Origin of the sequence: Streptomyces sp. NPDC047917 (assembly GCF_043204345.1) — a bacterium.
Lineage (GTDB): Bacteria > Actinomycetota > Actinomycetes > Streptomycetales > Streptomycetaceae > Streptomyces > Streptomyces sanglieri.
The window spans coordinates 300,200-324,089 of sequence record NZ_JBIDCA010000008.1 but is presented as its reverse complement, the minus strand read 5'-3'; the positions used below and the strand labels follow the sequence as shown (position 1 = coordinate 324,089).

Below are 23,890 nucleotides of genomic sequence, written 5' to 3'. Positions count from 1 at the left end.
CAAACGTGCGTTACGGTGACGAAACGGACCCAGGGTGGGCCGTCGCACGCATGTGAAGAACCAGGGAGAAGGCCATGGCCAGCAAGGCTGAGAAGATCGTCGCCGGGCTCGGCGGTATCGAGAACATCGACGAGATCGAAGGCTGCATCACCCGCCTCCGCACCGAGGTCCACGACCCCAGCAAGGTCGACGAAGCCGCGCTCAAGGCCGCCGGGGCCCACGGCGTCGTCAAGATGGGCACCGCGATCCAGGTCGTCATCGGCACCGACGCCGACCCCATCGCCGCCGACATCGAAGACATGATGTGACCGGCCGCCCAGCCCTTCGCTGAGCCGGCCGCTCGGCACCGCACAGGCCCCGCCCACCCGGACGGGGCCTGCCGCGTACTCGAACGGTGCCGCCCCGCACCCGAACGGGCGCCGCCCCCGCACCCGATAAAGTCGACGCCATGTCTCGTATCGACGGCCGCACCCCCGAACAGCTCCGCCCCGTCACCATCGAACGCGGATGGAGCAAGCACGCCGAAGGATCCGTACTCATCTCCTTCGGCGACACCAAGGTCTTCTGCACCGCCTCCGTCACCGAAGGCGTCCCGCGCTGGCGCAAGGGCAGCGGCGAAGGCTGGGTCACCGCCGAGTACTCCATGCTGCCCCGCTCCACCAACACCCGCGGCGACCGCGAATCCGTACGCGGCAAGATCGGCGGACGCACCCACGAGATCAGCCGGCTCATCGGCCGCTCCCTGCGCGCCGTCATCGACTACAAGGCCCTCGGCGAGAACACCATCGTCCTGGACTGCGACGTCCTCCAGGCCGACGGCGGCACCCGCACCGCCGCCATCACCGGCGCCTACGTCGCCCTCGCCGACGCCGTCAGCTGGGCCCAGCACAAGAAGATCGTCAAGCACGGCCGCAAGCCGCTGACCGACACCGTCTCCGCGATCAGCGTCGGCATCGTCGACGGCACCCCCCTCCTCGACCTCTGCTACGAGGAGGACGTCCGCGCCGAGACCGACATGAACGTCGTCTGCACCGGCGACGGCCGCTTCGTCGAGGTCCAGGGCACCGCCGAGGCGACCCCCTTCGACCGCAAGGAACTCGGCGCCCTCCTCGACCTCGCCACCGCGGGCTGCGCGGACCTCACCGTCTTCCAGAACGACGCCCTCGCCCGCACCCTGGGCGAGTAAAGAAGCAACCAAATACGCACCACAGCGCGTCGTTACGAACACGGGCGCACGGGTCGAACCGTGCGCCCGTCCGCGTATCCGCATCCGGGGAGGAACCGCACCATGGCCAAGGCCGCCCGCCACCGCCGCATCACCGTCGCGCTGACCCTGACCGCCCTCGCCCTCACCGCCGCCTCCGGCTGCGGCGCCGTGGACAAGGCACTGGACTGCGTCCGCACCGCCGACGCCATCGCCACCAGCGTCGACAACCTCCAGCAGGCCGTCTCCAACGCCACGAGCGACCCCACCCAGGCTTCCGAGGCCCTCGACGAGATCCAGAAGGAACTCGGCAACCTCGGCGACAAGACCGACAACGCCGACCTCGGCAAGGCCGTCGACAACCTCCAGTCGGGCGTCGGCAACGTCCGCGACGCCATCGACAAGGGCGACGCCACCCCCGACATCAGCCCGGTCACCGACGCCGCCGCGGAGATCGGCAAGGTCTGCACCTCCTGATCACCCCTGATACTGGGTGGCATGACCCGCCTCATCCTCGCCACCCGCAACGCCGGGAAGATCACCGAACTCCACGCGATCCTCGCCGACGCCGGCCTCACCCATGAGCTCGTCGGCGCGGACGCGTACCCCGATGTCCCCGACGTCAAGGAAACCGGCGTCACCTTCGCCGAGAACGCCCTGCTCAAGGCCCACGCCCTGGCCAGGGCCACCGGCCACCCGGCCATCGCCGACGACTCCGGCCTCTGCGTGGACGTGCTCGGCGGCGCCCCCGGCATCTTCTCCGCCCGCTGGGCCGGCACCCACGGCGACGACCAGGCCAACCTGGACCTGCTCCTGGCCCAGCTCTCCGACATCGACGGGGCCCACCGCGCCGCCCACTTCGCCTGCGCGGCCGCCCTCGCCCTCCCCGACGGCACGGAACGCGTGGTCGAGGGCCGTCTGTCGGGCACCCTGCGCCACACCCCGGCCGGCACGAACGGCTTCGGCTACGACCCGATCCTCCAGCCCGAGGGCGAAACCCGCACCTGCGCGGAACTGACCCCGGCGGAGAAGAACGCGATCAGCCACCGGGGCAAGGCGTTCCGGGCGTTGGTACCGGTGGTGCGGGAGCTGTTGGGGTGACGACGTCTCCGTGAACGTGACAGGCCCGGCCCGCTACGGAAGCGGGCCGGGCCTGTCGCTGGAGGTACGCGAGGAGGGACTCGAACCCTCACGCCGCTAGGGCACTGGTACCTAAAACCAGCCTGTCTAACCAATTCCAGCACTCGCGCGTCTCCGGCAGTCTACAAGGAGAGGCTGTGCAGCCCCGAAGGGTTATGCAGTGACCGATTCGGCAGGTCGCCGGTTGCGGCGCCAAGTGTCATCGAGGGAACGGCAGTTGGGGCAGAGGTGGCGAAGGCTCTCGGGTCGGTTGCCGAGCCGGTCACCGTTGATGTGGTCGATCTGGAGTGTGAAGGGCTGTTCCAGGCAATGAGGAGGAGGATGCAACTGCGGCCGCGATGGCCGTGTCCGGATACTTTCGCCATGGACTGCGCTGCCTGAAGTGGGTTGTGTCCAAGCCGTGTCCGGCCACCTTCTGCTGAAGTACGCGTCGCTGGCCGCCGCTCTTCTTGAGCCCGAGCCGACGCATCAGGTCTGCCCAAGTCTTCGACCCGGCGACCGCAGCGGCGAGCCGCTCCCTCGTGTACGGACTCGCCCCCCATGCTTCCCCTCCGCATCCGGCCGCACGTTCGCAGCCTCGTGCGGATCACCGAGCCGTATATCGGGGCGTCATGTCCGATGTCCGACAAGATGTGGAATGGCCTGCGCCGTTTCGGTTGCGGCTGAAGCGGCGCGGGCCATTTCGTCAGGTGAGGGTGCCCGGTTCAGAACTTCGGCTCGGGCGTCTGGGCCGCGCACAGTTCCGCCGCCTCCTCCTCCGTCTCCACCGAGGGCGGGGAGCCGGCCAGGGGTTTGCGGGCGGTTTCCTTCATGCAGGCCACGGCGATCACGCCCACCAGCGCCGCCGCCATCGCGTAGAAGGCCGGCATCAGGTTGCTGCCGCTCCAGCTGATCAGTGCCGTGATCACCAGGGGGGTCGTGCCGCCGAAGAGGGAGGCGGAGAGGTTGTAGCCCACGGAGAGCGAGCCGTAGCGGACCGGGGTGGGGAAGAGGGCCGGGAGGGCGGCGGACATCGTGCCCAGCATGCAGACCAGGGAGAGGCCCAGCATCAGCATGCCGGTCGTGATGGCGGGGATGCCGCCCTGGCGGATGAGCAGGAAGGCGGGGAGGGAGAGGAAGAAGAAGCCGAGCATGCCGGTCATCAGGAGCGGTTTGCGGCCGAAGCGGTCGGAGAGCCTGCCGACCTGGCTGATGATCAGCATCAGGAAGACCATGACCGCGAGCAGGATGAGGAGGCCGTGGGTCTCGCTGTAGCCGAGTTCGTCGGAGAGGTAGGTCGGCATGTACGACAGCAGCATGTAGTCGGTGATGTTGTACGCGCCGACCAGGCAGATGCAGAGGATCAGCGTCGGCCAGTACTGCTGGAAGATCCTCGCGAGGTCGCCCTTGGCGGTGGTCTCGACGTGGTCGGCGGCCTCCGACGCGTGGACGGTGCCGCCCTCCAGCTTCTGGAAGGCGGGGGTCTCGTCCAGACGCAGCCGCAGATAGAGGCCGACCAGGCCGAGGGGGCCCGCGACGAGGAACGGGATGCGCCAGCCCCAGGACTCCATCTGGCCGGTGTCCAGGACCGCGGTCAGCGCGGTGACGAGTCCGGCGGCGCCGACGTAGCCGGCCAGGGTGCCGAATTCGAGGAAGCTGCCGAAGTAGCCGCGGCGCTTGTCGGGGGCGTACTCGGCGATGAACGTGGACGCGCCGCCGTACTCGCCGCCGGTGGAGAAGCCCTGCACCAGGCGGAAGAAGATCAGCAGGGCGGGTGCCCAGAGGCCGATGGTGTCGTGGGAGGGGATGACGCCGATGGCGAAGGTGCCGACCGCCATCAGGATCATGGTGAGGGCGAGGACCTTCTTGCGGCCGATCTTGTCGCCCATCGGCCCGAAGACCATGCCGCCGAGGGGCCGTACGAGGAAGGCCACGGCGAAGGTCGCGAACGAGGAGAGGAGCTGGGTCGTGTCGTTCCCGGACGGGAAGAAGACATGGCCCAGGGTGACGGCCAGATAGGAGTAGATCCCGAAGTCGAACCACTCCATGGCGTTCCCCAGCGAGGCCGCCTTCACCGCCCGCTTGACCGCCCGGTCGTCGGTGACGGTGATGTCCGACCTGCGCAGCCTGGGGTTTCTCCGCTGCCGGATGGCCCGGAAGAGGGTGGGATGGCGTTTGACCGCTTCAGGGTCGGCCGCCAGGTGGGGGTCGGAAGCCGCCATGGCCGGTCCTTTCCTGGTTGAGTGTTCCAGGACAGGCTTCTGCGCGGTCATGGCGGTCGCAAACCGGGGGGACGGCCGATTGGGATGTCCGTCACATGTTCCGGTCACATGTTTCGCACGCACGCGACGTGAACACGTGGTGGAAACACGCGACGGGCGGGGGTCAGATGCCGAGGTCCCTGATGATCTTGGCGACGTGGCCGGTGGCCTTGACGTTGTAGAGGGCGCGCTCGACCTTGCCGTCCTCGTCCACGACGATCGTCGAGCGGATGACGCCCGTCACCGTTTTGCCGTAGAGCTTCTTCTCGCCGAAGGCGCCGTACGCCTCAAGGGTCTCCTTGGAGGGGTCGCCGACCAGCGTGACCTTGAGGTTCTCCTTCTCGCGGAACTTGGCGAGCTTCTCGGGCTTGTCGGGGGAGACGCCGATGACGTCGTAGCCGGCGCCGGTGAGCAGCTCCAGGTTGTCGGTGAAGTCGCAGGCCTGCTTGGTGCAGCCGGGGGTGAGGGCGGCCGGGTAGAAGTAGACGATGACCTTGCGGCCCTTGTGCTCGGCGAGCGAGATCTCGTTGCCGTCGGCGTCGGGCAGGGTGAAGGCGGGGGCGGTGTCGCCGGGCTGGAGTCGCTCGCTCATGGTTCTCCTCGGGTGGCACGTGGGGTGTACGGGACCGAGCGTAATAGGGGTGCCGCCGGGTGTGTGGGCGGTCGAGCTGACAGACTGTCGACGAAGGTTTACCGGACGAGGACCACGGAGGCGGCGCAGTGTCGGATGCCAGGACCCCTGCGCAGATCGAGGCGGACATCATCACCAGGCGTGAGCAGCTCGCGGTGGTGCTCGATGAGATCGGGGTCCGGGTGCACCCGGACACGATCATTGGTGACATGAAGGCGAAGGCCGCCGAGGCCGTCGACCGGACGGCCGGGCGGGCGTTCGTCGCGGTGAACCGGGCGGTGTCGGACGTGAGGGCACAGTTCGTGTCCGAGGACGGGGCTCCGCGTCTGGAGCGGGTGGTCCCGGCGGCGCTGCTCGCGGTGGGTGTCGTGGGTCTGGTCGTGGCGTCGAAGCGGCGCCGCAGGGGCTGATGCCGCGGCCCGCGCACCCCGGAGGGGCGTGGCGCCGCCGCGGGCAGGTAGGTTGCGGGGCGTGAGCGAGAACACCGACGACAAACTGCCCATCCGCATGCTGCACGACCGCGTGCTGGTCCGGTCCGATACGCCCGAGGGCGAGCGGCGTTCCGGTGGCGGCATCCTCATCCCGGCGACGGCTGCGGTCGGCCGCCGGCTGGCCTGGGCCGTGGTGGTCGCGGTGGGTCAGAACGTGCGGACGGTGGAGCCGGGCGACCGGGTGCTGTACGACCCCGAGGACCGTGCGGAGGTCGAGGTGCGCGGGGTGGCGTACGTGCTGATGCGCGAGCGGGACCTGCACGCGGTGGCGGCCGACCGGTTCGAGGGGTCGGTGGATTCCACCGGGCTGTATCTGTAGCCGACCGCGGCGACGGCGGCAGTAGTGGGGTTGTGGCCTGGTGACCGGTGTCACCAGGCCCTTTGCGTGTTCTTTGCTACGGTGGTGTGACCCCGACGAGACGCGCCGTACCGGGCTTCGAAAAGACGACGCACCCGTGTTGTCCGCGTGTTCTGTCTCGTCGGAGGTGCCGTCATGGCCTGGATTCTGCTTGTTGTCGCCGGTCTGCTGGAAGTGGCCTGGTCGATCGGGATGAAGTACACCGAGGGGTTCACCCGGCTCTGGCCGAGCGTGTTCACCGGTCTCGGGATCGTCGCGAGCATGGTGTTGCTGTCCCATGCGGCCCGGACGCTGCCGATCGGTACGGCGTACGGCGTGTGGGTCGGTATCGGTGCTGCCGGTGCGGCGGTGCTGGGCATGGTCGTGCTGAACGAGCCCGTGACCGCGGCCCGGATCTTCTTCGTCTGTCTGCTGCTGGTGGCGGTCGTCGGGCTGAAGGCGACCTCGGGTCACTGACGCGGGGCCGGGGTGCCCCGGGTGCCGGGGAGGAACGCGCTGCCTTCCCGGCCGTCGTTGCCGCCGCCTCCGGGCCCTTCCCCGCCGTTCTCGCCGCCGCGCGGGCCGCCGTTGTCACCGCCGCCGTTCTGCGTGCCGCCGTTGTCCGTCGTGCCGTCGCTCGGGCTGCCGGTGTCGGTGCCGCCGGTCGCCGGTTCGCTGCTGCCGGGGGTCGCCGGGCTGCTGGGCGGGGTGGATCCGGGGGTGCTGGGCGGGGTGCTTGAGGTCTTCTCGGAGGGTGTTCCGGTGTTCTGGGGGTTGGTCTCCTCGTCGGTGGGCGGGGCGGTTTCCTCGGCGCCCCTTTCGAGGTCGAGGTCGAAGTCCGTGGCCGGGGTGGAGCGCAGGACGGCCTCGGTGTACTGGGCCCAGGTCTGGGCGGGGGCGCCGCCGCCGTTGATGCGGGCGAGCCCGAGCGCCCCGTACAGCGGCTTCTGCACGCCGGTCTCGGGGTCCTGGCCCATGACGGCGATGACGGTGGTGAGGTCGGGGGTGTAGCCGGCGAACCAGGCCGCCTTGTCCTCCTCGGCGGTGCCGGTCTTGCCCGCGGCGGGGCGTCCGGCGGCCTGGGCGGCGGTGCCGGTGCCGCTCTCGACGACGCTCCGGAGGATCGAGGTCGTGGTGTCGGCGGCCTCGCGGCCGACCGCCTGCCCGGTGTGGCCGCCGTCGGGGAGTTCGAGGTCCTCGCCGTCCTTGGTGATCCGGTCGACGAGGACGTGGGCGCTGTGCCGGCCGTGGTTGGCGAGGGTGGCGTAGGCCTCGGTCATGTCGAGGACGCTGGCGGTGGCGACGCCGAGGGCGTTGGACGGGTACGCGGTGAGGTCGGGGGTGTTCTTGGGCAGGCCGAGGTCGATGGCGGTCTGTTTGACCTTGCCGGGGCCGACGTCCTCGGCCATCTGGGCGTAGACGGCGTTGACGGACTTGTCGGTGGCGGTGGAGACGGTGATGGGCCCGTAGTCGATGTCGTCCTCGTTGGCGGGGGCGTAGCCGGTGGGTCCGTCGGGGCCCTGGACCATGCGCTTGTTGGTGCCGTCGTAGATGGTGTTGGGGGTGATGCGCCGGCCGTCCTGGGTGGTGGAGCGGTTGGCGACGGCGGAGGTGAAGACGAAGGGCTTGAAGGTGGAGCCGACCTGGTAGTCGCGGCGGGTCGCGTTGTTCACGTACTGCTTCGTGTAGTCGACGCCGCCGTACATGGCGACGACACGGCCGTTGCCGGGGTCGATGGAGGCGCCGCCGACACGTACGTTGCGGTCGGCCTTGCGGTCGGGGCTGGTGTGGGACATGACGTTGTCGTCGACGGCCTTGACGAGGGCGTCCTGTTTCTTCTTCTCCAGGGTGGTGGTGATCCGGTAGCCGCCGGTGGCGAGGGTGTCCTCGTCGATGACGTCGTTGCCGGTGAGGTAGTCCTCGACGGCCTGGACGATGTAGCCGCGCTGTCCGGAGAGTCCGGTGGACGGCTTGACCTTGCCGGGTACGGGGAATTTCATGGCGGCGCGTTCGGCCGCGCCGAGCCACTTCTCCTTGACCATGCCGTCGAGTACGTAGTTCCAGCGCCCGAGGGCGGCGGCCTTGTTCTGGGGGTGGACGACGATGTCGTAGGCGCTGGGGGCGTTGAGCAGCGAGGCGAGGTAGGCGCCCTCGGCGGTGGTGATCTCGCCGATGTCCTTGGAGTAGTAGGCCTGGGCGGCGGCCTGGATGCCGTAGGCGTTGCGGCCGAAGTAGCTGGTGTTGAGGTAGCCCTCGAAGATCTGGTCCTTGGACTCCTCGCGGTTGAGCTTGACCGCGATGAAGAACTCCTTGGCCTTGCGGACGAGGGTCTGTTCCTGGCCCAGGTAGTAGTTCTTGACGTACTGCTGGGTGATCGTCGAGCCGCCCTGTTTGCCCTTGCCGGTGAGTGTGTTGAAGGCGGCGCGGGCCATGGCCTTGAGGTCGACGGCCCGTTCGGAGTAGAAGTCGCGGTCCTCCGCGGCGAGGACCGCCCGCTGGACGGTGAGCGGGACCTGGGCGAGCTTGACGTTCTCCCGGTTGACCTCGCCGGAGCGGGCGAGGACGCTGCCGTCCTTGTAGAGGTAGACGTTGGACTGCGCGGTGGCGCTGGCGTTGGCGGGCGGGATGTCGACGAGTTCGTACCCGGCGATGAAGCCGCCGATCAGGAGCACGGCGACGACGAGGACGGCGCCGAGGACCATCCGCCAGGTGGGGACGGCACGGCGCCATCCGGTGCGTTTGGGGCGCTTGGATCTCTTTGCTGCGCCGCTGCCGTCGCCGCTGCCGCTTCTGTCGCCGGGATGGCCGCCCGGTCCGCCGGACGCTCCGGTGCTGCCGTGGGCAGCCGGATCCCTGGGGGCCCAGCCCCGGGGCTGGTGTTCCCCGCTCGGCTGCTGTGGCTCGTCGCTCATGTCCGTGCAGACTCCTCGGCCGCGGTCAGTTCCCCCATAGTGCCCTTTTCCGGGGAATAAGCGCCGGATCGACCCCGAATCGGCCCCCGAAAAGCGGTCGCGGCGGCTGTCCCCGCTGGACTAGGGTCTTGCGCTTTGGTGTCCAAAGCCGTTGGGCACCCGGCGATGGGGGGTGTGCGGTGCGGCTTTACGCGGTAGTGGCGGCGGGACAGTTCCGGCGCTACGCCACCTACCGGACCGCCACGGCGGCCGGAGTCTTCACCAACACCGTCTTCGGGTTCATCCTGGCGTACACCTATGTGGCGTTGTGGGACGAGCGGCCGCAGCTCGGTGGATACGACATGTCGCAGGCGCTCAGCTATGTCTGGCTGGGGCAGGCGCTGCTGATGACCTGTTCCATGATGGGCGGCGGTTTCGAGGACGAGCTGATCGAGCGGATCCGGACCGGCGACATCGCGGTCGATCTCTACCGGCCCGCCGATCTCCAACTGTGGTGGCTGGCGGGCGATCTGGGCCGGGCCGCGTTCCATCTGCTGGGGCGGGGCATCGTACCGATGCTGGTGGGTTCGCTCGCCTTCGATCTGGCGCTGCCCTCCTCGCCGGGGGTCTGGCTTGCCTTCCTGGTGTCGGTGGGGCTCGGCGTCGTGGTGAGCTTCGCGATCCGCTATCTGGTGGCGCTCTCCGCGTTCTGGCTGCTGGACGGGGCGGGGACGGCGCAGATGGCCTGGCTGGCCGGGATGTTCTTCTCCGGGATGCTGCTTCCGCTGACGTTGTTCCCCGGGGTGCTGGGGGACGTCGCGCGGGCGCTGCCGTGGTCGTCGCTGCTCCAGGTGCCGGTCGATGTGTTCCTCGGCAAGTACCCGGGCTGGGAGCTGGCGAGGGCGTACGCCTTCCAGGCCGGCTGGGCGCTGGCGCTGTTGCTGGTGGGGCGGATGGTGCAGTCGGTGGCGACGAGGAGGGTGGTGGTCCAGGGTGGCTGACACGACCGGAGCGGTGGAGGTGGCCGGGGCGGCGGACGGTCCTGGCGGCAGTTCCGCGGACGGTCCTGGCGGCCGTGCCGCGGACTGGCCCGACGTGGTGTTCGCCGAGCGGCCCCGGTTCGTCGAGGGGATCAGGGCGTACGGGCTGATCGCGATGATGTGGCTGCGCTCGACGATGGCCTACCGCGCCTCGTTCGCCATGACGGCGTTCGGGAACTTCGCGGCGACCGCCTTCGACTTCGTCGCGATCCTGCTGATGTTCTCGCACGTGGACCGGCTGGGCGGCTACACACTGCCCGAGATCGCCCTGCTGTACGGGGTGTCGGGCACCGCGTTCGGTCTCGCCGATCTGCTGCTGGGTTCGATGGACCGGCTGGGCGCGCGGGTGCGTGACGGCACGCTGGACACGTTGCTGGTGCGGCCGGTGCCGGTGCTCGCCCAGGTGGCGGCGGACCGGTTCGCGCTGCGCAGGCTGGGGCGGGTGCTCCAGGGGGTGCTGGTGCTGGGGTACGCGCTGGTGGCGCTGGACATCGAGTGGACGCCGCTGAAGGTGGCCCTGATGCCGATGATGCTGCTGAGCGGGGCGGCGGTCTTCGGGGCGCTGTTCGTGGCGGGGGCGGCGTTCCAGTTCGTCGCGCAGGACGCCTCGCAGGTGCAGAACGCCTTCACGTACGGCGGGAACACACTGCTCCAGTACCCGCCGTCGGTCTTCGCGAAGGACCTGGTGCGCGGGGTGACGTTCGTGGTGCCGCTGGCCTTCGTGAACTGGCTGCCCGCGCTGTACGTGCTGGGCCGGGACTATCCGCTGGATCTGCCGGTCTGGGTGGCGTTCCTGCCCCCGGTGGTGGCGGGTCTGTGCTGGCTGCCGGCCGGGCTGGGCTGGCGCTCGGGGCTGCGCGCGTACCGCAGTACAGGAAGTTGATCCACCACTACGAACGGGACAGGTCACCGGACATGGACGCGGAAACCCCCTCCGGCTTCATCGAGCTCGACCAGGTGGAGAAGGTCTTCGACGTGCGTCGCAAGACCGGATTCATGCGCAGTGAACGTCGGCAGGTACGGGCGGTCGATTCGATCAGCTTCCGCGTGGCGCGCGGCGAGATGGTCGGTTACATCGGCCCGAACGGTGCCGGGAAGTCGACCACGATCAAGATGCTGACCGGCATCCTCACCCCGAGCGGTGGCCGGCTGCGCGTGGCGGGCATCGACCCGTCGCGGGAGCGTACGAGGCTGGCGCACCGGATCGGTGTGGTGTTCGGCCAGCGCACCACGTTGTGGTGGGATCTGCCGCTGCGCGACTCGTACCGGCTGATGCACCGGATGTACCGGATTCCCGACGCGCGGTACCGGGAGAACCTGGGCCGTTGTGTCGAACTCCTCGATCTGGGCGAGCTGTTGGACACTCCGGTGCGGCAGTTGTCGTTGGGGCAGCGGATGCGCGGTGACATCGCGGCGGCGCTGCTGCACGATCCCGAGGTGCTGTATCTGGACGAGCCGACGATCGGGCTGGACGTCGTCTCCAAGTCGAAGGTCCGCGGCTTCCTGCGGGACCTGAACGCCGAACGCGGCACTACGGTGCTGCTCACCACCCATGATCTGACGGACATCGAGCAGCTCTGCAAGCGGGTGATGGTGATCGACCACGGCCGTCTGATGTACGACGGGGCTCTCGCCGGTCTGCACGAGGTGGGGGAGAGCGAGCGGACGCTGGTGGTCGATCTGGAGCGCCAACTTCCGCCGATCCGGCTGGAGTCGACACCCTCGGTCCGTACGGTGAAGGTGGAGGGCCCGCGGCAGTGGCTGGCCTTCCCGGCCTCGGAGTCGGCCGCTCCGCTGGTCGCCCGGATCGCCGCGGACTACCCGCTGGTCGACCTCTCGGTGCGGGAGCCGGACATCGAGGCCGTGATCGCGAAGATGTATGAGTCGGCCGGCGGCATGTAGCGGTATGGGGTGGGATGGCATGTAGGTGCCCGGTCGGGGCGCGTAGGGCTGGGACGGACGCGCGGACGTTCAATAGGCTGCGCGGTATGACAAGTGACCTTCCGGAAATGCGTGCTTCCGATTCCGAGCGTGAGCGTGTCGCCGAGACCCTGCGCGAGGCGGTTGCCGAGGGCCGGCTGGAGATGGCGGAGTTCGAGCAGCGGCTCGAAGCGACCTACAAGGCCTGTACGCACGGGGAGTTGGAACCGCTGGTACGGGATCTTCCGGCGCCGGGCGCGGCGGTGGCGCCGGTGGGGGCGGCTCCGGCACGGACCGGATCGCAGAAGCGGTGGGCGGACCGGATCGGCAAGCCCGCGACGTCCAGCGGTGCGTTCGCGATGTGGGGCGGATTCGGCCGGCGGGGGAACTGGACGGTGGGCCGCAAGTTCACCGCGTTCGCGATGTGGGGCGGCGGCGAGATCGATCTGCGCGAGGCGAATTTCGAGGACCGCGAGGTGGTCATCCGCTGCATCACGATCATGGGCGGGATCCAGGTGACGGTTCCGCCCGAGCTGAACGTCGACGTCCGGGGCTTCGGCTTCATGGGCGGTTTCGGGGAGCGCTCGAAGGACGAGGGCGTCCCGTCGCCGGACTCCCCCCGGGTGCGGATCACCGGCTTCGCGCTGATGGGCGGCGTCGGTGTGGAGCACAAGCGGAGCAAGGCGGAGAAGCAGCGGCTGCGGGACGCGGAGCTGGGACGGCTGCGGGAGCGGCAGCAGGAGCTGGACGGGGAGCACGGGAGCGGACACGGACGTGGCCGCGGCCGGCTGGAGAAGGGGCCGTCGGACTGAGCCGTCTGTCGGGCTGAGCTGCCCCGTTGAGCTGCTTGTCGGGCTGAGCTGCCCCGTCGAGCTGCTTGTCGGGCTGAGCTGCTCTGTCGAGCCGTCCCCGTCGGACTGCGCCGCCCGTCGGAGCCGAGCGTCAGAGCTGGTCGGACCGGGGCTGCTCGTACGCCGGAGTCGGCAGGTCCACCAGGGAGCCCAGCAGCCGGTATCCCGCGTCGTTCAGGTGGAGGTGGTCGCCGCTGTCGTGGGCCGGCAGGAGCCGTGTCGGGCGGTGGGGGTCACGGGCCGCCGCGTCGAAGTCGATGACGGAGTCGAAGATCCCGCCCGCCCGGATCAGCGCGTTGACCCGTTCCCGTACGTCGTTGCCCGCGGGCGTCCAGGTGGCGTACCCCTCGTACGGCATCAGCGTCGCCCCGGCGACCTGGAGTCCGCGGGCGTGGGCGCGCAGGGTCATGGCGCGCAGGCCGTCCGCGATGCGCCGCGGGTCGGTCTCCTGCGGGGACTGCTGCACGTCGTTGATGCCGAGCGCGATGACGACGGTCTTCACTCCGGCGACGTCCAGCACGTCGCGGTCGAAGCGGGCGCTCGCCTGTACGCCGTGTCCGTCGCGTCCGTCGCGCAGGATGCGGTTGCCCGCGATGCCCGCGTTGGCCACCCCGTACCGGCCGCCCAGCCGGTCGGCGAGGACATCGGGCCAGCGGCTGTTCGTGTCGAGGGAGGAGCCGGTGCCCGCGGTGAGCGAGTCGCCGATGACGGCGATCGTCCCGGCGGCGGTCCGGGTGTGCACGTCGACCGCGGTGAGGTAGCGCCAGCCGTCGGTCCGCCGCGTGCCCCACGCGGTGTCCACGTACGACGTCTGGTGGCTGCGCTCGTGGACGGTGACGGGCCCCCGGGCGGTGGGGGTGCGCAGGGTGACCACCAGGTCGGAGTCGGCGGCGACCGGGGTCGCGACCGGGTCGCTGACGACCTGCCCACCGGCCGCCACGGTCACGGTGCGGGCGCCCGTGAACGTCACCGGGCGGGTGTTCACGGTGACGCGGTCCATGACCAGCGGGCGGGTGCCGAAGGCATTGGAGAGGGTGATGCGGGCCGCGTCGCCGCCGATGCTGGTGTGCACGACGTTACGGATGGTGCGCCGGTTGAGCGCGCTGCTGTTGTAGGAGTCGACGACACCGGTGACGGGGGCCGCCGTCCACGTCGCGGCCCAGAGGCCGGTGGAGTGCGCGGCGGCGGCCGGCGTACGGGCCAGGGAGCGCGGGTCGGGTACGGCCATCTGCTGCGGCCGGGCGCCGGAGCCGGAGAACAGCAGGGAGCCGGCGAACGCCACGGCGGCGGCGAGCGCGGCGGTGCCCGCCACGAGGGCGATGAGCAGGGCGTACCCCTGGCGCCTGGGCATGGGCGGTGTGTCTCCTCATGATCAATCGGACTGATCCCATGATGGATCAGGGTCTCGGGAACTCGACGTGCGGCCCGGGAGTAGGTCAGGCAGGGACAATGCTTACGGGACACCGGGGGCGAGGCGTACGCGGACGGGTGGAGCGGATGGAACGGATCGATCGGACCGGAGCCGGAGCCGGAGCCGGAGCCGGGGCTGAGGCCGGGGGCGAGGCTGCGCGGCAGCAGGAGCGTGCCGGGGCGCGGGCGCCCGGCGGCCGGCCCGCCCCGCTCGCCTCGTTCGCGTACACCGCGGCCGACGAGGAGAAGCGGCGCGGTGTGCGCCGGATGAAGACCACGGCGACGGGCCTCCTTCTGCTGGTCGCGCTCGTGTACGTACTCGCCACCTGGGCGAAGAACGCGGGTGTGGGCGGCTGGCCGGGCTTCGTCGCCGCGGCCGCCGAGGCGGGGATGGTCGGTGCGCTGGCCGACTGGTTCGCCGTCACGGCTCTGTTCAAGCGTCCGCTCGGCCTGCCGATCCCGCACACCGCCATTATCCCCACCAAGAAGGACCAGTTGGGAGCGTCGCTGGGTTCCTTCGTCGGCGAGAATTTTCTCTCCGGTGATGTCGTGCGGGGCCGTATCCACGCACTCGGTGTCGGCCGCCGCGTCGGTGCGTGGCTGGCCGAGCCGGAACATGCGGACCGGGTCACCGCCGAGCTGTCGACCGCGTTGCGCGGGGCGCTGACGGTGCTGCGGGATTCGGATGTGCAGGCCGTGGTGGGCGAGGCCATCACCCGGCGGGCCGACGCGGTGGAGATCGGGCCGGGCCTCGGCAAGATGCTGGACAAGATCGTCTCGGACGGCGGCCACCGCAGGGTGGTGGACCTGATCTGCGTACGCGCCCACGACTGGCTGGTGCTGCACGGCGATTCGGTGATGGACGCGGTGCAGGGCGGGGCCCCGGGCTGGACGCCGCGGTTCGTCGACAAGCGGATCGGGGAGCGGGTCTACAAGGAACTGCTGCGGTTCGTCACGGAGATGCGGGACATGCCCGGGCACCCGGCGCGTGCCTCGATCGACACGTTCCTGACCGACTTCGCGGCCGACCTCCAGACGGACTCGGACACCCGGGCCCGGGTGGAGCGGCTGAAGTCGGAGATCCTTGGACGCGGCGAGGTCCAGGACGTCATCGCCTCGGCCTGGTCGTCCGTACGCACGATGATCATCGCGGCGGCGGAGGACGAGCAGAGCGAGCTGCGGCTGCGGGCGCGGGCCTCGCTGATGGCGCTGGGGGCGCGGCTGGCGACGGACGAACGGCTGCAGGCGAAGCTGGACGGCTGGCTGGAGGACGCGGCGGTCTACGTCGTCACGACCTACCGCGCGGACATCACCTCGCTGATCAGCGACACGGTCGCGAGCTGGGACGCGGACCAGACGTCGAAGAAGATCGAGGCGCACATCGGCCGCGATCTCCAGTTCATCCGGATCAACGGCACGGTGGTGGGCGCGCTGGCGGGGCTGCTGATCTACACGGTGTCGTGGGCGCTGGGGGCGTAGCGGAGCCCGGACAGGTCTGTGCGGGCGCAGCGGAGCCCGGACAGATTCGCACAGCGGCAGGGGCGGGGGCTCGTCGGAGCCCCCGCCCCTGCCGCTGTGCTTCGTGTGCGCTTCAGGCGGTCCGGCGGGTGACCGCCCAGGACGCGGCGGCCATGCCGCCCGCCACGGCGAAGACGGCGGGCCAGGCGCCGACCTTCTTGGCCAGCGGGTGCGAACCGGCGAACGCCGCGACGTACGCCGTGGTCAGCCCGACGGCCGCGCGCGGCCCGGCCTGCCGGTTCCACTCGTACGCGGCGACGGTGCCCGCGGCAGCCAGTGCGACCCCGCCCAGCGGCCGCTTCCTGGTCCATCGCGCGACGGCGTACCCGCCGACCAGCCCGCTCGCCGCCACCGCCGCTGCCGGAACCTTCGCCATCGCAGCCACCTTCGCCTTCTCGTCCGTGTCGTCCGGGCCCTGAGCCCGGGGCTTCGAGGCTAACGCGATGTCCGGGATTCCGGTCGCCGAGGGGGTGCACAAGCGTTTACCCTGGGGGTGAACACGCGTGCACCCCCTGCGTCGTGCCCTCCGCACCGCCCGCCCGGCGCAGCCGCACGAACGTCCCGCACGCCGCCCTCGCACGACGCCCCAGCCGCCGAGCACCGTACGGAGAGCCATGCCAGCGGACATACCCGCCCCGACCACCGGCAGCACGACCCCCGCCGCCCGGGCGCCGCATCCCCGCTTCGCCGTCGGTGTGCTGGCGTTCTGCGGTGTCGTGGTCGCGGTGATGCAGACGATCGTCGTCCCGCTGCTCCCGCACATCCCGGCCCTCACCGGCGCGACCCCGGCCGCCGCGAGCTGGCTGGTCACCGTCACTCTGCTCACCGGCGCCGTCTTCACGCCCGTCCTGGGCCGGGTCGGCGACATGTACGGCAAGCGCCGGGTGCTCGTCGCCTCGCTGCTGGTGCTGGTGGTGGGTTCGGTGCTGTGTGCGGTCAGTTCGCACATCGGGGTACTGATCACCGGCCGCGCCCTGCAAGGTGCGGCGCTCGCCGTTCTGCCGCTGGGCATCAGCATCCTGCGCGACGAACTCCCGCCCGAGCGGGTGCTGTCCGCCGTGGCGCTGATGAGTTCGACGCTCGGCATCGGCGCGGCGATCGGGCTGCCGGTCGCCGCCCTCGTCGTCGAGAACTTCGACTGGCACACCATGTTCTGGGTCTCGGGTGCGATCGGCGTCATCGACATCGTGCTGGTGCTGTGGTGCGTACCGGAATCCCCGCGACGTACCCGTGGCCGCTTCGACGCCCTCGGCGCGCTGGGGCTGTCCGGGGCCCTGGTCTGTCTGCTGCTCGCGGTCACCCAGGGCGCCGGCTGGGGCTGGACCTCGGGCCGTACGGTCGGCCTGCTGGTGGCGGCCGTCGTCGTGGCGCTGATCTGGGGCGCGTACGAGCTGCGGGTGGTCTCACCCATGGTCGACCTGCGGATCTCGGCCCGCCCCGCGGTCCTGTTCACCAACGTCGCCGCCCTGCTGATCGGCTTCGCCTTCTACGCGAACTCCCTGGTCACCGCGCAGATGGTGCAGGAGCCGAAGGAGACGGGTTACGGGCTGGGAGCCTCGCTCGTCGTCAGTGGCCTGTGTCTGCTGCCGGGCGGCGTGATGATGGTGGTGCTCTCACCGGTCTCGGCGCGGATCTCCGCGAAGTACGGCCCGAAGGTCAGCCTGGCGCTGGCGGCCGGGGTGATCGGTTCCGGTTACGTGGTGCGGTACTTCACCAGCCACAACCTCTGGCTGATCATCGCGGGCGCGACGGTCGTCGCCTCGGGCACGGCCATCGCGTACTCGGCACTCCCCGCGCTGGTCATGCGCGGCGTCCCGGTGAGCGAGACCGGCGCGGCCAACGGCCTCAACACACTGATGCGGTCGATCGGGCAGGCGTTCTGCAGCGCGACCGTGGCGGCGGTCCTCGCCAACATCACGTTCCGGGTGGGCGGCAGAACGGCCCCGACGCTCCACGCGTACCAGCTGGTCTTCCTGATCGCGGCGGGCGCGGCACTGGCGGCGCTGCTGGTCACCCTGTGCCTGCCGGGCGGCCGTGCCCCTGCGACGGGAGCGACGGGCGACAGGGGAGCGACGAGCGACAGGGGAGCGACGGGCGGGGCCGGCGAGGCGGGCGAGACTGTTGGGGCGGGCGGGACCGTTGGGGCGGGTACGGTCGAAGGGAACCGCGACGTCCCGGGCGACCGGAAGGACGGTGTGCGGACGATGCCGATCCAGGAGGGCGCATGACCAGCGGCCAGGCCACCGCACCGGCTCCGGGCCCTTCTGCGGCCTCGGACTCTTCTGCGGCGTCGGGCCCGACCCCGGCGTCGGGCCCTCCTTCGGGTCCTTCTCCTTCGGCCTCCCCTCCTCCGGCGGCTTCCTCCCCGGTCTCTTCTTCCCCGGCGGCTTCTTCCCTGGTCTCTTCTTCCCCTGCGGCTTCCTCCCCGGTCCCTGCTTCCCCGGTGGCCTCTCCTCAGGCCCCCGCCCGGTCCGCCGCTGATCCGGGCAGCGGCAAGGACGCGATCCTGCGTGCCGCCCGCCGGGCGTTCACCCAGCGCCCGTACGCCGAGGTCACCATCAGGGGGATCGCGGCCGACGCAGGAGTCAGCCCGTCCCTGGTGGTCAAGCACTTCGGCCGCAAGGAAGAACTCTTCAACACCGTCGCCGACTTCGGCCCCGCCGCCGCCGAACTCTTCGACGCCCCGCTCGGAACCCTGGGCCGCCACATGGTGTTGACGCTGGTGAAGAGCCGCCGCGTACAGCAGTCGGACCCGCTGCTGCGGGTCGTCTTCTCGCTGGGCAACCAGGACGAACGCTCCCTGCTGCGCGACCGCTTCCACGAACAGGTCACCGACGCCCTGACCGCCCGCCTCCCCGGCCGTGAACGCGCCCTGCGCGCCGAACTGATCGCCGGTCACCTCATCGGCCTCGGCGCCACCCTCAGCCTCCACCGCGAAGGCGCCGGCGCGGACGCCACCGCCGAACACATCGCGGACCTGTACGCGCCCGCGCTGCAGTCCCTGATCGACGCTCCGTGATCGACGTTCCCTGATCGATGCCTCGGGATCGATGCTCCGTGATCGACGCTTCGGGATCGATGCTCCGGGATCGACGGGAGGCCTGGACTTGTGGGCGTGCGGGACATGTATGGTCTGGGCCAACCGGACGAGGGGGGCCTCATGGCTATCCGTTCCAGTCGTACAGGTGCGCGCGGCGGAGCAACGGCCGTGGTCGCGGCGGTGGTTCTGGGCGCGGTCCTGGTGGGCTGCTCGGACGCCGGGACCTCACAGGGGCCGGGCGGCGACGTTCCCTACGTGGCGCCGTCGGTGAACGCCGCAGCCGCGTCCAGGGCCGCCGACGAGGCCGTCGTGGCGCAGGACGCCAAGGACGGGGCCAGTGCGGAGGCGGCGGCATCCGAGGAGGCCGGGGAGGCGCGCAACAGGCCGGAGGCCGTACGCGACGCCTTCGCGGGACTCCAGGCCACACTGAACGACAACTGCACCCCGGGTTCGTCGAACTGCGCCTACTTCCTGGGCCGGGTCCACGACGAACTGGTCCGCCTGGACAAGGCCATGAAGGCGGACGGCAAGGGCCCCGGCCACTTCAAGGAGCCGATCGCCGGGATCGCCGCCCTGCGCAAGACGCTGAACGGCGACCTCTCCACGGACAACCTGGAGAAGCACCGATCCGAACTGATCGGCACCCGCGACCGCATCAACACCTGGATGCAGGGCCACCCGGAGGACTACCGCTGACCGTCCGCCACCGTCACGGACGACACACCCAGCCCCGGCCCCGGGCCACTCGCCCCCGTCAGGGACGGCGGACCGCCCACCCCCGTCAAGGACGGTAGAGCGCCCGGCAGCGGTCCGGGTCGGCCGGTTCGCCGCCCGGGACCGGCAGGAAGTACTCCACCTGCCACTCCTGCGTCCGGCCGGCCTGGCGGTTGGTCGTCGTCACCCACGGCGGATAGACACGGAACCCGCGCTTCCCGCCGACCCCGTCCGTCGACACGATGTCCCGCTCGCGGAGCACCGCCCGCGGAAACACGAACTGCCCGAAACCACTGCTGTCACCGCTGTCACGGCCGTCGTTGCCGTCGTTGCCGTCACCGGTTTCGCGGGTGCTGATGACGAAGAGGTCGACGGGATCCCCGGAGTCGTAGGGCCGGATCGGCCCGCCGTCGGCGGACCGCTTCCACACCGTCACGAACTGACCGACCTTGGTCGGGGTGGTCCGGGCCACCCGGAACCTGACGGCGGAGCCGTCCACGCTGAACCCGTGCGCACCGTACTCGGCGCTCTCGGCCTCGGGCACCGGCCGCGAGCACACGAGTCCGCTCGGGTCGTAGACGAGTGCCTTCGCCGCGAGGAGATCGGGGTGAAGGGGCAGGCCGTCCGGCCAGGGCATCGACGGAGGCGCAGAATGTGTTGCCATTTCACCCATTCTGTCAGTGTCTGTCTCGTCGTTGTGTCTCGGGCAGGCGATGAGTTTTTCCGACGGCCGGAGTCCTACCTCTGTCAAACGCAACGGCACCGGGACCGCGGGGCGCCGATCGAGGAAGGACCACCGGCATGACCGCCACCCACACCCTTCGAGTTCCCGGCGCGCAGCTGCACTACGAGGTGCGCGGCGCGGGACCGCTCCTGCTGATCATGGGGTCGCCCATGGAGGCCGAGGCGTTCGCGTCGCTGGCGGACGCGCTCGCGAGCGACCACACCGTCGTCACGCACGACCCCCGCGGCATCTCCGGCAGCACCCTCGACGACCCCGACGAGGACACCCTGCCCGACCGGCGGGCGGACGACGTGGCAGCGATCCTGTACGCGCTCGGGGCCGATTCGGCCGATGTGTTCGGGAGCAGCGGCGGCGCGGTGACCGGGCTGGCACTCGTCGCCCGGCACCCCGACCGGGTACGGACGCTGGTCGCGCACGAGCCGCCCGTCATGGAGATCCTTCCCGACGCGGCCGAGCAGCGCGCCCTGACCGAGGACATCATCGAGACCTTCCGGAAAGAGGGCCAGGGCGCGGCATGGATGAGGTTCATGGCCGTCGCCGGATTCGTGACCGAGGGTGGGGAGGGCGCGGAAAGCGGGGAGGGCGGTGAGAGCGCCCCCGACGGGCCGTTCGGCGAGCCCACGGAACAGGACCTCGCCAACGGCGCCCGCTTCTTCGGCCACGATCTGCGGGGCACCGCCCGCTACGTACCCGACATCGCCGCCCTGACCGCCGCACCGACCCGGGTCCTCGTCGGGGTCGGCGCCGAATCGCAGGGCCTGATCACGTACCGGACGTCCATCGCGCTGGCGGAACTGCTCGGCACCCGCCCAGTCGAGTTCCCCGGCGACCACGCCGGCTTCCTCGGCGACCCGAAGGGCTTCGCCGAGGCACTGCGAAACACACTGACGAACTGAGAACGGGGCGAGAACGGAAGCGGGGGCGCGGCGGGGAAGCGGGGGCAGGGGGGAGGCAGAGCTGCGAGGAAAGAAAGGGTGGCGTGCAGACGGGGGAGAGGGGGAGAGGGGGAGCCAGGGAGGCCGGACGGTCCGAAACCGGTGCCTGCCCACCCCCGCTCGGCTTCCGGGAGCCTATCCACCCGACTCGCCCTTTCCGCGGGGCCGCCTACCCTCGCTCGGCCTCTCCGCGGGCCCTCGCCTACCCTCGCTCGGCCTCCGCGGCCCGCCCCGCCAGCAGCCCGAGCACCCGCCCCAGCTGCTCGCGGGCGCCCGGATCGGCGATGATCCCGTCCGGTCCGACCGCGTCGCGGCCCACGGAGATCCGCACGCAGGCGGGCTCCACGATGTCCGCGCCGGTGTAGCCCAGCACCGTACGCAGCGTGGCCTCCGCGCCCTGGCCGCGCCCGGGGGCGGCGGCATTCACCCAGGCGGTCGGCTTGTCGCAGATCTCGGTGCCGCCGACCGTCCAGTCCAGCAGGTTCTTGAACGCCCCCGGCAAGGTCCCCGCGTACTCCGGCGTACAGACCAGAACGGCATCCGCCCCGTCGATGGCCGCACGCAGCTCCGCCACCGGCCCCGGCAGCGGGTCCGTGTCGTCGTCGGGGTTGAAGTGCGGGAGCGCCGCGAGGCCGCCGTAGAGAACGGTCCGCACCTCCGGGGCAGCCACGGCCTGCGCGGTGCGCAGCACGGTCTCGTTGGAGGAACCGCTGCGCAGGCTTCCGGACAGCAGAAGGATCACGGGTGGTCTCGGCATACCCGTTCAACCCCCGAAGCCCGCACCCCATTCCCGTACAAGCACTCGAAAACGCCCTCGTACACGCCGACATACTCATCCCCTATGCGCCCCCGGCACGGCACCACCCCGGCACGGGCGCGGGGCGGCTCGTACCGGGGTGGAGGTCGCGTGGTGCTCACGGCGCGACGGGATCAGCTTGCGACGGGGCCGGCTTGCGACGGGATCAGCTGAAGACGACCGAGCGGAGCTTCAGCCGGCTGCTGGCGTGGCCGCCGTTGGGCCGGAGCGTGAAGTAGTCGCCCTTGCAGTCGGGACCGGTGAAAACGGTCGCGCTGGAGTCGGTGAAGTTCTGCGGGGTGTGGGCGGGGTACGACGAGTTGGGGTCGGCGACCTCGGGCAGCGTGATGCACATCCGGCTCGGCGGGTCGAAGAGGAATCCCACCTGCGGCGAGCCGTCGAGACCGGTGTACGTGTACGAGAAGTCCCCGGTGGCCGCGCCGGCCGAGGCCGGAACGGCGACGAGCAGCGCGAGCGCGCCGAAGGCGGCAGCGACGGTGGAACGAAGACGCATGGGGGAACTCCTTGTACGGGGGGACGGAACCGGCCCAAGTCTGAGCCGTTGACCTGCGATGACGGCCTCGTATGGGGTTCCGTCACCCGGACGTGAGCTGCTGAATCGGTTCTGCCGACGGCCATGCGGGTCATGTACCAGTTCCACTGTGTTGACCGAGGTGCCCGGCTGCCCCCGCTGCCAGGTCTTACCGTGGCTCTGTGAAGACACAGATGATCGTGCTCAACGGCGGCTCCAGCTCCGGAAAGTCAGGCATCGCCCGGTGCCTCCAGGCGGTGTTGCCGGATCCATGGCTGACGTTCGGGGTCGACACACTGATCGAGGCGATGCCCCCGTCCATGACCGGGTCGGACGCGGGCATCGATTTCGCCCCGGACGGCGAGGTGGTCGTCGGCACGGAGTTCCGTACGGTGGAGGCGGCATGGATCGAGGGCGTCGCCGCGATGGCCCGGGCCGGTGCCGGAATCATCGTGGACGAGGTGTTCCTCGGCGGTGCGGAGTCCCAGCAACGGTGGCAGAAGGCGCTCGGCGGACTCGGGGTGCTGTGGGTCGGAGTCCGGTGCGAGAGCGCCGTCGCCGCTGCCCGGGAGATCGCGCGGGGAGATCGCGTACCCGGCATGGCGGCAGCACAGGCGGAACCGGTCCACCGGGGTGTGACCTACGACCTGGAAGTGGACACGACACGGAGCGAGCCCATCGAGTGTGCGCGGATCATCGCAGCTCACGTCATGTGACGAGGCTCGGCCCACTACCCCCCACTGATCATTTCCGGCCACAGCACGCCCCACCACAGCACGCCCCACCACAGCACGCCCCATCACGGAACGCCCCACCACGGCAGGGCGCATCACAGCGTGGCCGACCCGCCACTTCGCACCCCGGCACTACACACCCCGAATTGGCGCACCCCGGCACTACGCGTCGCCGAGCTCCAGCTCACCGACGACCTGGTCCCCGCTCGTCTCCCCGGTCGGCCGGAACCCGAGCTTGAAGTAGAACTGTTCGGGCCCGTGCTCGCCGGGAACCCAGCTCACGGTCGCCCGCGTGTGTCCCCGTCGCCGGATCTCCTCGCACACCGCTTCCACGGCGAAACGGCCGTATCCCCGGCCCTGTTGGCCGGCGGCGATGTTCAACCGCCAGAGTCCGGAGCGCAGCCTGGTGTCGTCCGGGTCGTCCGGATAGAAGCGGACGTCGAAGAAGGCCATGACGAAGCCGACGGGCCGCTCGCCGTCGAGGATCAGCCGTGGCCAGGCGATGTCGGGGGTCGCGTAGGCCTGGGCGAGTGACCAGGCGACCGGCTTCACGAGTCCGTCCTGGTCGGGTCGTACGTGCAGTCGGCAGGCGGCCTCGACGTTGTCCGCCGTGATCTTTTCGAGTCGCAGTGATGAAGACATGCGCGCAACCTAAGGGCGGATGCACCGCCGCATCGAACGGATATCCGCCTTCGGCGACCCTGCCGTCGCATGGTCCACA

The 23,890-nt window shown here is 70.5% G+C and carries 26 protein-coding genes, 1 tRNA gene and 1 riboswitch; of the genes, 17 read left to right on the top strand and 10 right to left on the bottom strand.

Annotation, left to right across the window (positions count from 1 at the left end; genetic code table 11):
* Nucleotides 1-74: 74 nt before the first annotated feature.
* From ACGF8B_RS21425 to rdgB, 4 genes are all read left to right on the top strand, one after another.
* Nucleotides 75-308, top strand: a complete 234-nt coding sequence (locus ACGF8B_RS21425; protein ID WP_014156020.1) for a glucose PTS transporter subunit EIIB — start codon at nucleotides 75-77, stop codon at nucleotides 306-308.
* Nucleotides 309-448: 140 nt separating this feature from the next.
* Nucleotides 449-1,186 carry a ribonuclease PH gene (rph, locus tag ACGF8B_RS21420; protein ID WP_124723307.1) on the top strand — a complete coding sequence of 246 codons (738 nt, stop codon included), beginning with the start codon at nucleotides 449-451 and terminating at the stop codon, nucleotides 1,184-1,186.
* A 102-nt stretch (nucleotides 1,187-1,288) separates the two neighbouring features.
* Nucleotides 1,289-1,681, top strand: coding sequence for a hypothetical protein (locus ACGF8B_RS21415; RefSeq protein WP_392740752.1), 393 nt, complete (start codon nucleotides 1,289-1,291; stop codon nucleotides 1,679-1,681).
* Nucleotides 1,682-1,702: 21 nt separating this feature from the next.
* Nucleotides 1,703-2,305 carry an RdgB/HAM1 family non-canonical purine NTP pyrophosphatase gene (gene rdgB / locus ACGF8B_RS21410; protein WP_392740749.1) on the top strand — a complete coding sequence of 201 codons (603 nt, stop codon included), beginning with the start codon at nucleotides 1,703-1,705 and terminating at the stop codon, nucleotides 2,303-2,305.
* Between the two features lie 65 nt (nucleotides 2,306-2,370).
* Here the strand turns inward: rdgB and ACGF8B_RS21405 are convergent.
* The 3 genes from ACGF8B_RS21405 to bcp all read right to left on the bottom strand — a co-directional run bounded on the left by ACGF8B_RS21405 (nucleotide 2,371) and on the right by bcp (nucleotide 5,176).
* A tRNA-Leu gene (locus ACGF8B_RS21405) sits at nucleotides 2,371-2,454 on the bottom strand.
* Between the two features lie 594 nt (nucleotides 2,455-3,048).
* On the bottom strand, nucleotides 3,049-4,545 hold the full coding sequence (gene proP / locus ACGF8B_RS21400; RefSeq protein ID WP_392740746.1) for a glycine betaine/L-proline transporter ProP: 1,497 nt from the start codon (nucleotides 4,543-4,545) through the stop codon (nucleotides 3,049-3,051).
* A gap of 163 nt (nucleotides 4,546-4,708) precedes the next feature.
* Nucleotides 4,709-5,176 (bottom strand): thioredoxin-dependent thiol peroxidase, encoded by a 468-nt coding sequence (bcp, locus tag ACGF8B_RS21395; protein WP_392740744.1) that lies wholly within the window; start codon nucleotides 5,174-5,176, stop codon nucleotides 4,709-4,711.
* A gap of 128 nt (nucleotides 5,177-5,304) precedes the next feature.
* Here bcp and ACGF8B_RS21390 point away from each other — a divergent pair, with 128 nt between their 5' ends.
* The 3 genes from ACGF8B_RS21390 to ACGF8B_RS21380 all read left to right on the top strand — a co-directional run bounded on the left by ACGF8B_RS21390 (nucleotide 5,305) and on the right by ACGF8B_RS21380 (nucleotide 6,520).
* On the top strand, nucleotides 5,305-5,625 hold the full coding sequence (locus tag ACGF8B_RS21390; protein WP_342285624.1) for a DUF3618 domain-containing protein: 321 nt from the start codon (nucleotides 5,305-5,307) through the stop codon (nucleotides 5,623-5,625).
* 61 nt (nucleotides 5,626-5,686) lie between these two features.
* Entirely contained in the window at nucleotides 5,687-6,025 is a 339-nt protein-coding gene (locus ACGF8B_RS21385) for a co-chaperone GroES (protein WP_030923137.1), read from the top strand.
* 70 nt (nucleotides 6,026-6,095) lie between these two features.
* Nucleotides 6,096-6,160, top strand: a riboswitch (guanidine-III (ykkC-III) riboswitch).
* A 39-nt stretch (nucleotides 6,161-6,199) separates the two neighbouring features.
* Entirely contained in the window at nucleotides 6,200-6,520 is a 321-nt protein-coding gene (locus tag ACGF8B_RS21380; protein ID WP_392740740.1) for a DMT family transporter, read from the top strand.
* On the opposite strand, the gene ACGF8B_RS21375 is transcribed toward ACGF8B_RS21380, so the two are convergent.
* On the bottom strand, nucleotides 6,514-8,955 hold the full coding sequence (locus tag ACGF8B_RS21375; protein ID WP_392740737.1) for a transglycosylase domain-containing protein: 2,442 nt from the start codon (nucleotides 8,953-8,955) through the stop codon (nucleotides 6,514-6,516). The genes ACGF8B_RS21380 and ACGF8B_RS21375 overlap by 7 nt on opposite strands.
* A gap of 179 nt (nucleotides 8,956-9,134) precedes the next feature.
* Between ACGF8B_RS21375 and ACGF8B_RS21370 the strand changes: the two genes are divergently transcribed.
* The 4 genes from ACGF8B_RS21370 to ACGF8B_RS21355 all read left to right on the top strand — a co-directional run bounded on the left by ACGF8B_RS21370 (nucleotide 9,135) and on the right by ACGF8B_RS21355 (nucleotide 12,706).
* Complete coding sequence (locus tag ACGF8B_RS21370) at nucleotides 9,135-9,935, top strand: ABC transporter permease (protein ID WP_392740734.1); 801 nt, start codon at nucleotides 9,135-9,137, stop codon at nucleotides 9,933-9,935.
* 19 nt (nucleotides 9,936-9,954) lie between these two features.
* Nucleotides 9,955-10,857: an ABC transporter permease gene (locus ACGF8B_RS21365; RefSeq protein ID WP_392741023.1), complete on the top strand. Its 903-nt coding sequence runs from the start codon at nucleotides 9,955-9,957 to the stop codon at nucleotides 10,855-10,857.
* A gap of 32 nt (nucleotides 10,858-10,889) precedes the next feature.
* Nucleotides 10,890-11,876, top strand: coding sequence for an ATP-binding cassette domain-containing protein (locus ACGF8B_RS21360; RefSeq protein WP_392740731.1), 987 nt, complete (start codon nucleotides 10,890-10,892; stop codon nucleotides 11,874-11,876).
* A gap of 107 nt (nucleotides 11,877-11,983) precedes the next feature.
* Nucleotides 11,984-12,706 carry a DUF1707 domain-containing protein gene (locus ACGF8B_RS21355; RefSeq protein WP_392740728.1) on the top strand — a complete coding sequence of 241 codons (723 nt, stop codon included), beginning with the start codon at nucleotides 11,984-11,986 and terminating at the stop codon, nucleotides 12,704-12,706.
* Between the two features lie 130 nt (nucleotides 12,707-12,836).
* Here ACGF8B_RS21355 and ACGF8B_RS21350 read toward each other — a convergent pair whose 3' ends face one another.
* Nucleotides 12,837-14,096, bottom strand: a complete 1,260-nt coding sequence (locus ACGF8B_RS21350) for a GDSL-type esterase/lipase family protein (protein WP_392740725.1) — start codon at nucleotides 14,094-14,096, stop codon at nucleotides 12,837-12,839.
* A 146-nt stretch (nucleotides 14,097-14,242) separates the two neighbouring features.
* On the opposite strand from ACGF8B_RS21350, the gene ACGF8B_RS21345 reads away from it, so the two are divergent.
* Nucleotides 14,243-15,634 (top strand): DUF445 domain-containing protein, encoded by a 1,392-nt coding sequence (locus ACGF8B_RS21345; protein WP_392740722.1) that lies wholly within the window; start codon nucleotides 14,243-14,245, stop codon nucleotides 15,632-15,634.
* A gap of 112 nt (nucleotides 15,635-15,746) precedes the next feature.
* Here the strand turns inward: ACGF8B_RS21345 and ACGF8B_RS21340 are convergent, their stop codons facing one another.
* Nucleotides 15,747-16,049, bottom strand: coding sequence for a hypothetical protein (locus tag ACGF8B_RS21340; protein ID WP_392740720.1), 303 nt, complete (start codon nucleotides 16,047-16,049; stop codon nucleotides 15,747-15,749).
* Between the two features lie 238 nt (nucleotides 16,050-16,287).
* Here ACGF8B_RS21340 and ACGF8B_RS21335 point away from each other — a divergent pair, with 238 nt between their 5' ends.
* From ACGF8B_RS21335 to ACGF8B_RS21325, 3 genes are all read left to right on the top strand, one after another.
* Nucleotides 16,288-17,901 (top strand): MFS transporter, encoded by a 1,614-nt coding sequence (locus tag ACGF8B_RS21335; protein ID WP_392740717.1) that lies wholly within the window; start codon nucleotides 16,288-16,290, stop codon nucleotides 17,899-17,901.
* A 215-nt stretch (nucleotides 17,902-18,116) separates the two neighbouring features.
* A complete protein-coding gene (locus ACGF8B_RS21330) occupies nucleotides 18,117-18,692 on the top strand; it encodes a TetR family transcriptional regulator (protein ID WP_392740716.1) in 576 nt (191 codons plus the stop codon).
* Between the two features lie 141 nt (nucleotides 18,693-18,833).
* On the top strand, nucleotides 18,834-19,409 hold the full coding sequence (locus tag ACGF8B_RS21325; protein WP_392740714.1) for a hypothetical protein: 576 nt from the start codon (nucleotides 18,834-18,836) through the stop codon (nucleotides 19,407-19,409).
* An 85-nt stretch (nucleotides 19,410-19,494) separates the two neighbouring features.
* Here the strand turns inward: ACGF8B_RS21325 and ACGF8B_RS21320 are convergent, their stop codons facing one another.
* Entirely contained in the window at nucleotides 19,495-20,091 is a 597-nt protein-coding gene (locus tag ACGF8B_RS21320; protein ID WP_392740712.1) for a MepB family protein, read from the bottom strand.
* Between the two features lie 137 nt (nucleotides 20,092-20,228).
* Here ACGF8B_RS21320 and ACGF8B_RS21315 point away from each other — a divergent pair, with 137 nt between their 5' ends.
* On the top strand, nucleotides 20,229-21,068 hold the full coding sequence (locus ACGF8B_RS21315) for an alpha/beta fold hydrolase (protein WP_392740709.1): 840 nt from the start codon (nucleotides 20,229-20,231) through the stop codon (nucleotides 21,066-21,068).
* A gap of 241 nt (nucleotides 21,069-21,309) precedes the next feature.
* On the opposite strand, the gene ACGF8B_RS21310 is transcribed toward ACGF8B_RS21315, so the two are convergent.
* Both ACGF8B_RS21310 and ACGF8B_RS21305 read right to left on the bottom strand, forming a co-directional pair.
* The gene (locus tag ACGF8B_RS21310) at nucleotides 21,310-21,864 is read right to left on the bottom strand and encodes an NADPH-dependent FMN reductase (RefSeq protein WP_392740706.1); all 555 of its coding nucleotides are present in this window, start codon (nucleotides 21,862-21,864) and stop codon (nucleotides 21,310-21,312) included.
* Between the two features lie 205 nt (nucleotides 21,865-22,069).
* Nucleotides 22,070-22,417: a hypothetical protein gene (locus tag ACGF8B_RS21305; protein ID WP_392740703.1), complete on the bottom strand. Its 348-nt coding sequence runs from the start codon at nucleotides 22,415-22,417 to the stop codon at nucleotides 22,070-22,072.
* A 212-nt stretch (nucleotides 22,418-22,629) separates the two neighbouring features.
* Between ACGF8B_RS21305 and cpt the strand changes: the two genes are divergently transcribed.
* Complete coding sequence (cpt, locus tag ACGF8B_RS21300; protein WP_392741021.1) at nucleotides 22,630-23,151, top strand: chloramphenicol phosphotransferase CPT; 522 nt, start codon at nucleotides 22,630-22,632, stop codon at nucleotides 23,149-23,151.
* A gap of 180 nt (nucleotides 23,152-23,331) precedes the next feature.
* Here the strand turns inward: cpt and ACGF8B_RS21295 are convergent, their stop codons facing one another.
* Nucleotides 23,332-23,811: a GNAT family N-acetyltransferase gene (locus ACGF8B_RS21295; protein WP_392740701.1), complete on the bottom strand. Its 480-nt coding sequence runs from the start codon at nucleotides 23,809-23,811 to the stop codon at nucleotides 23,332-23,334.
* Nucleotides 23,812-23,890 lie beyond the last annotated feature (79 nt).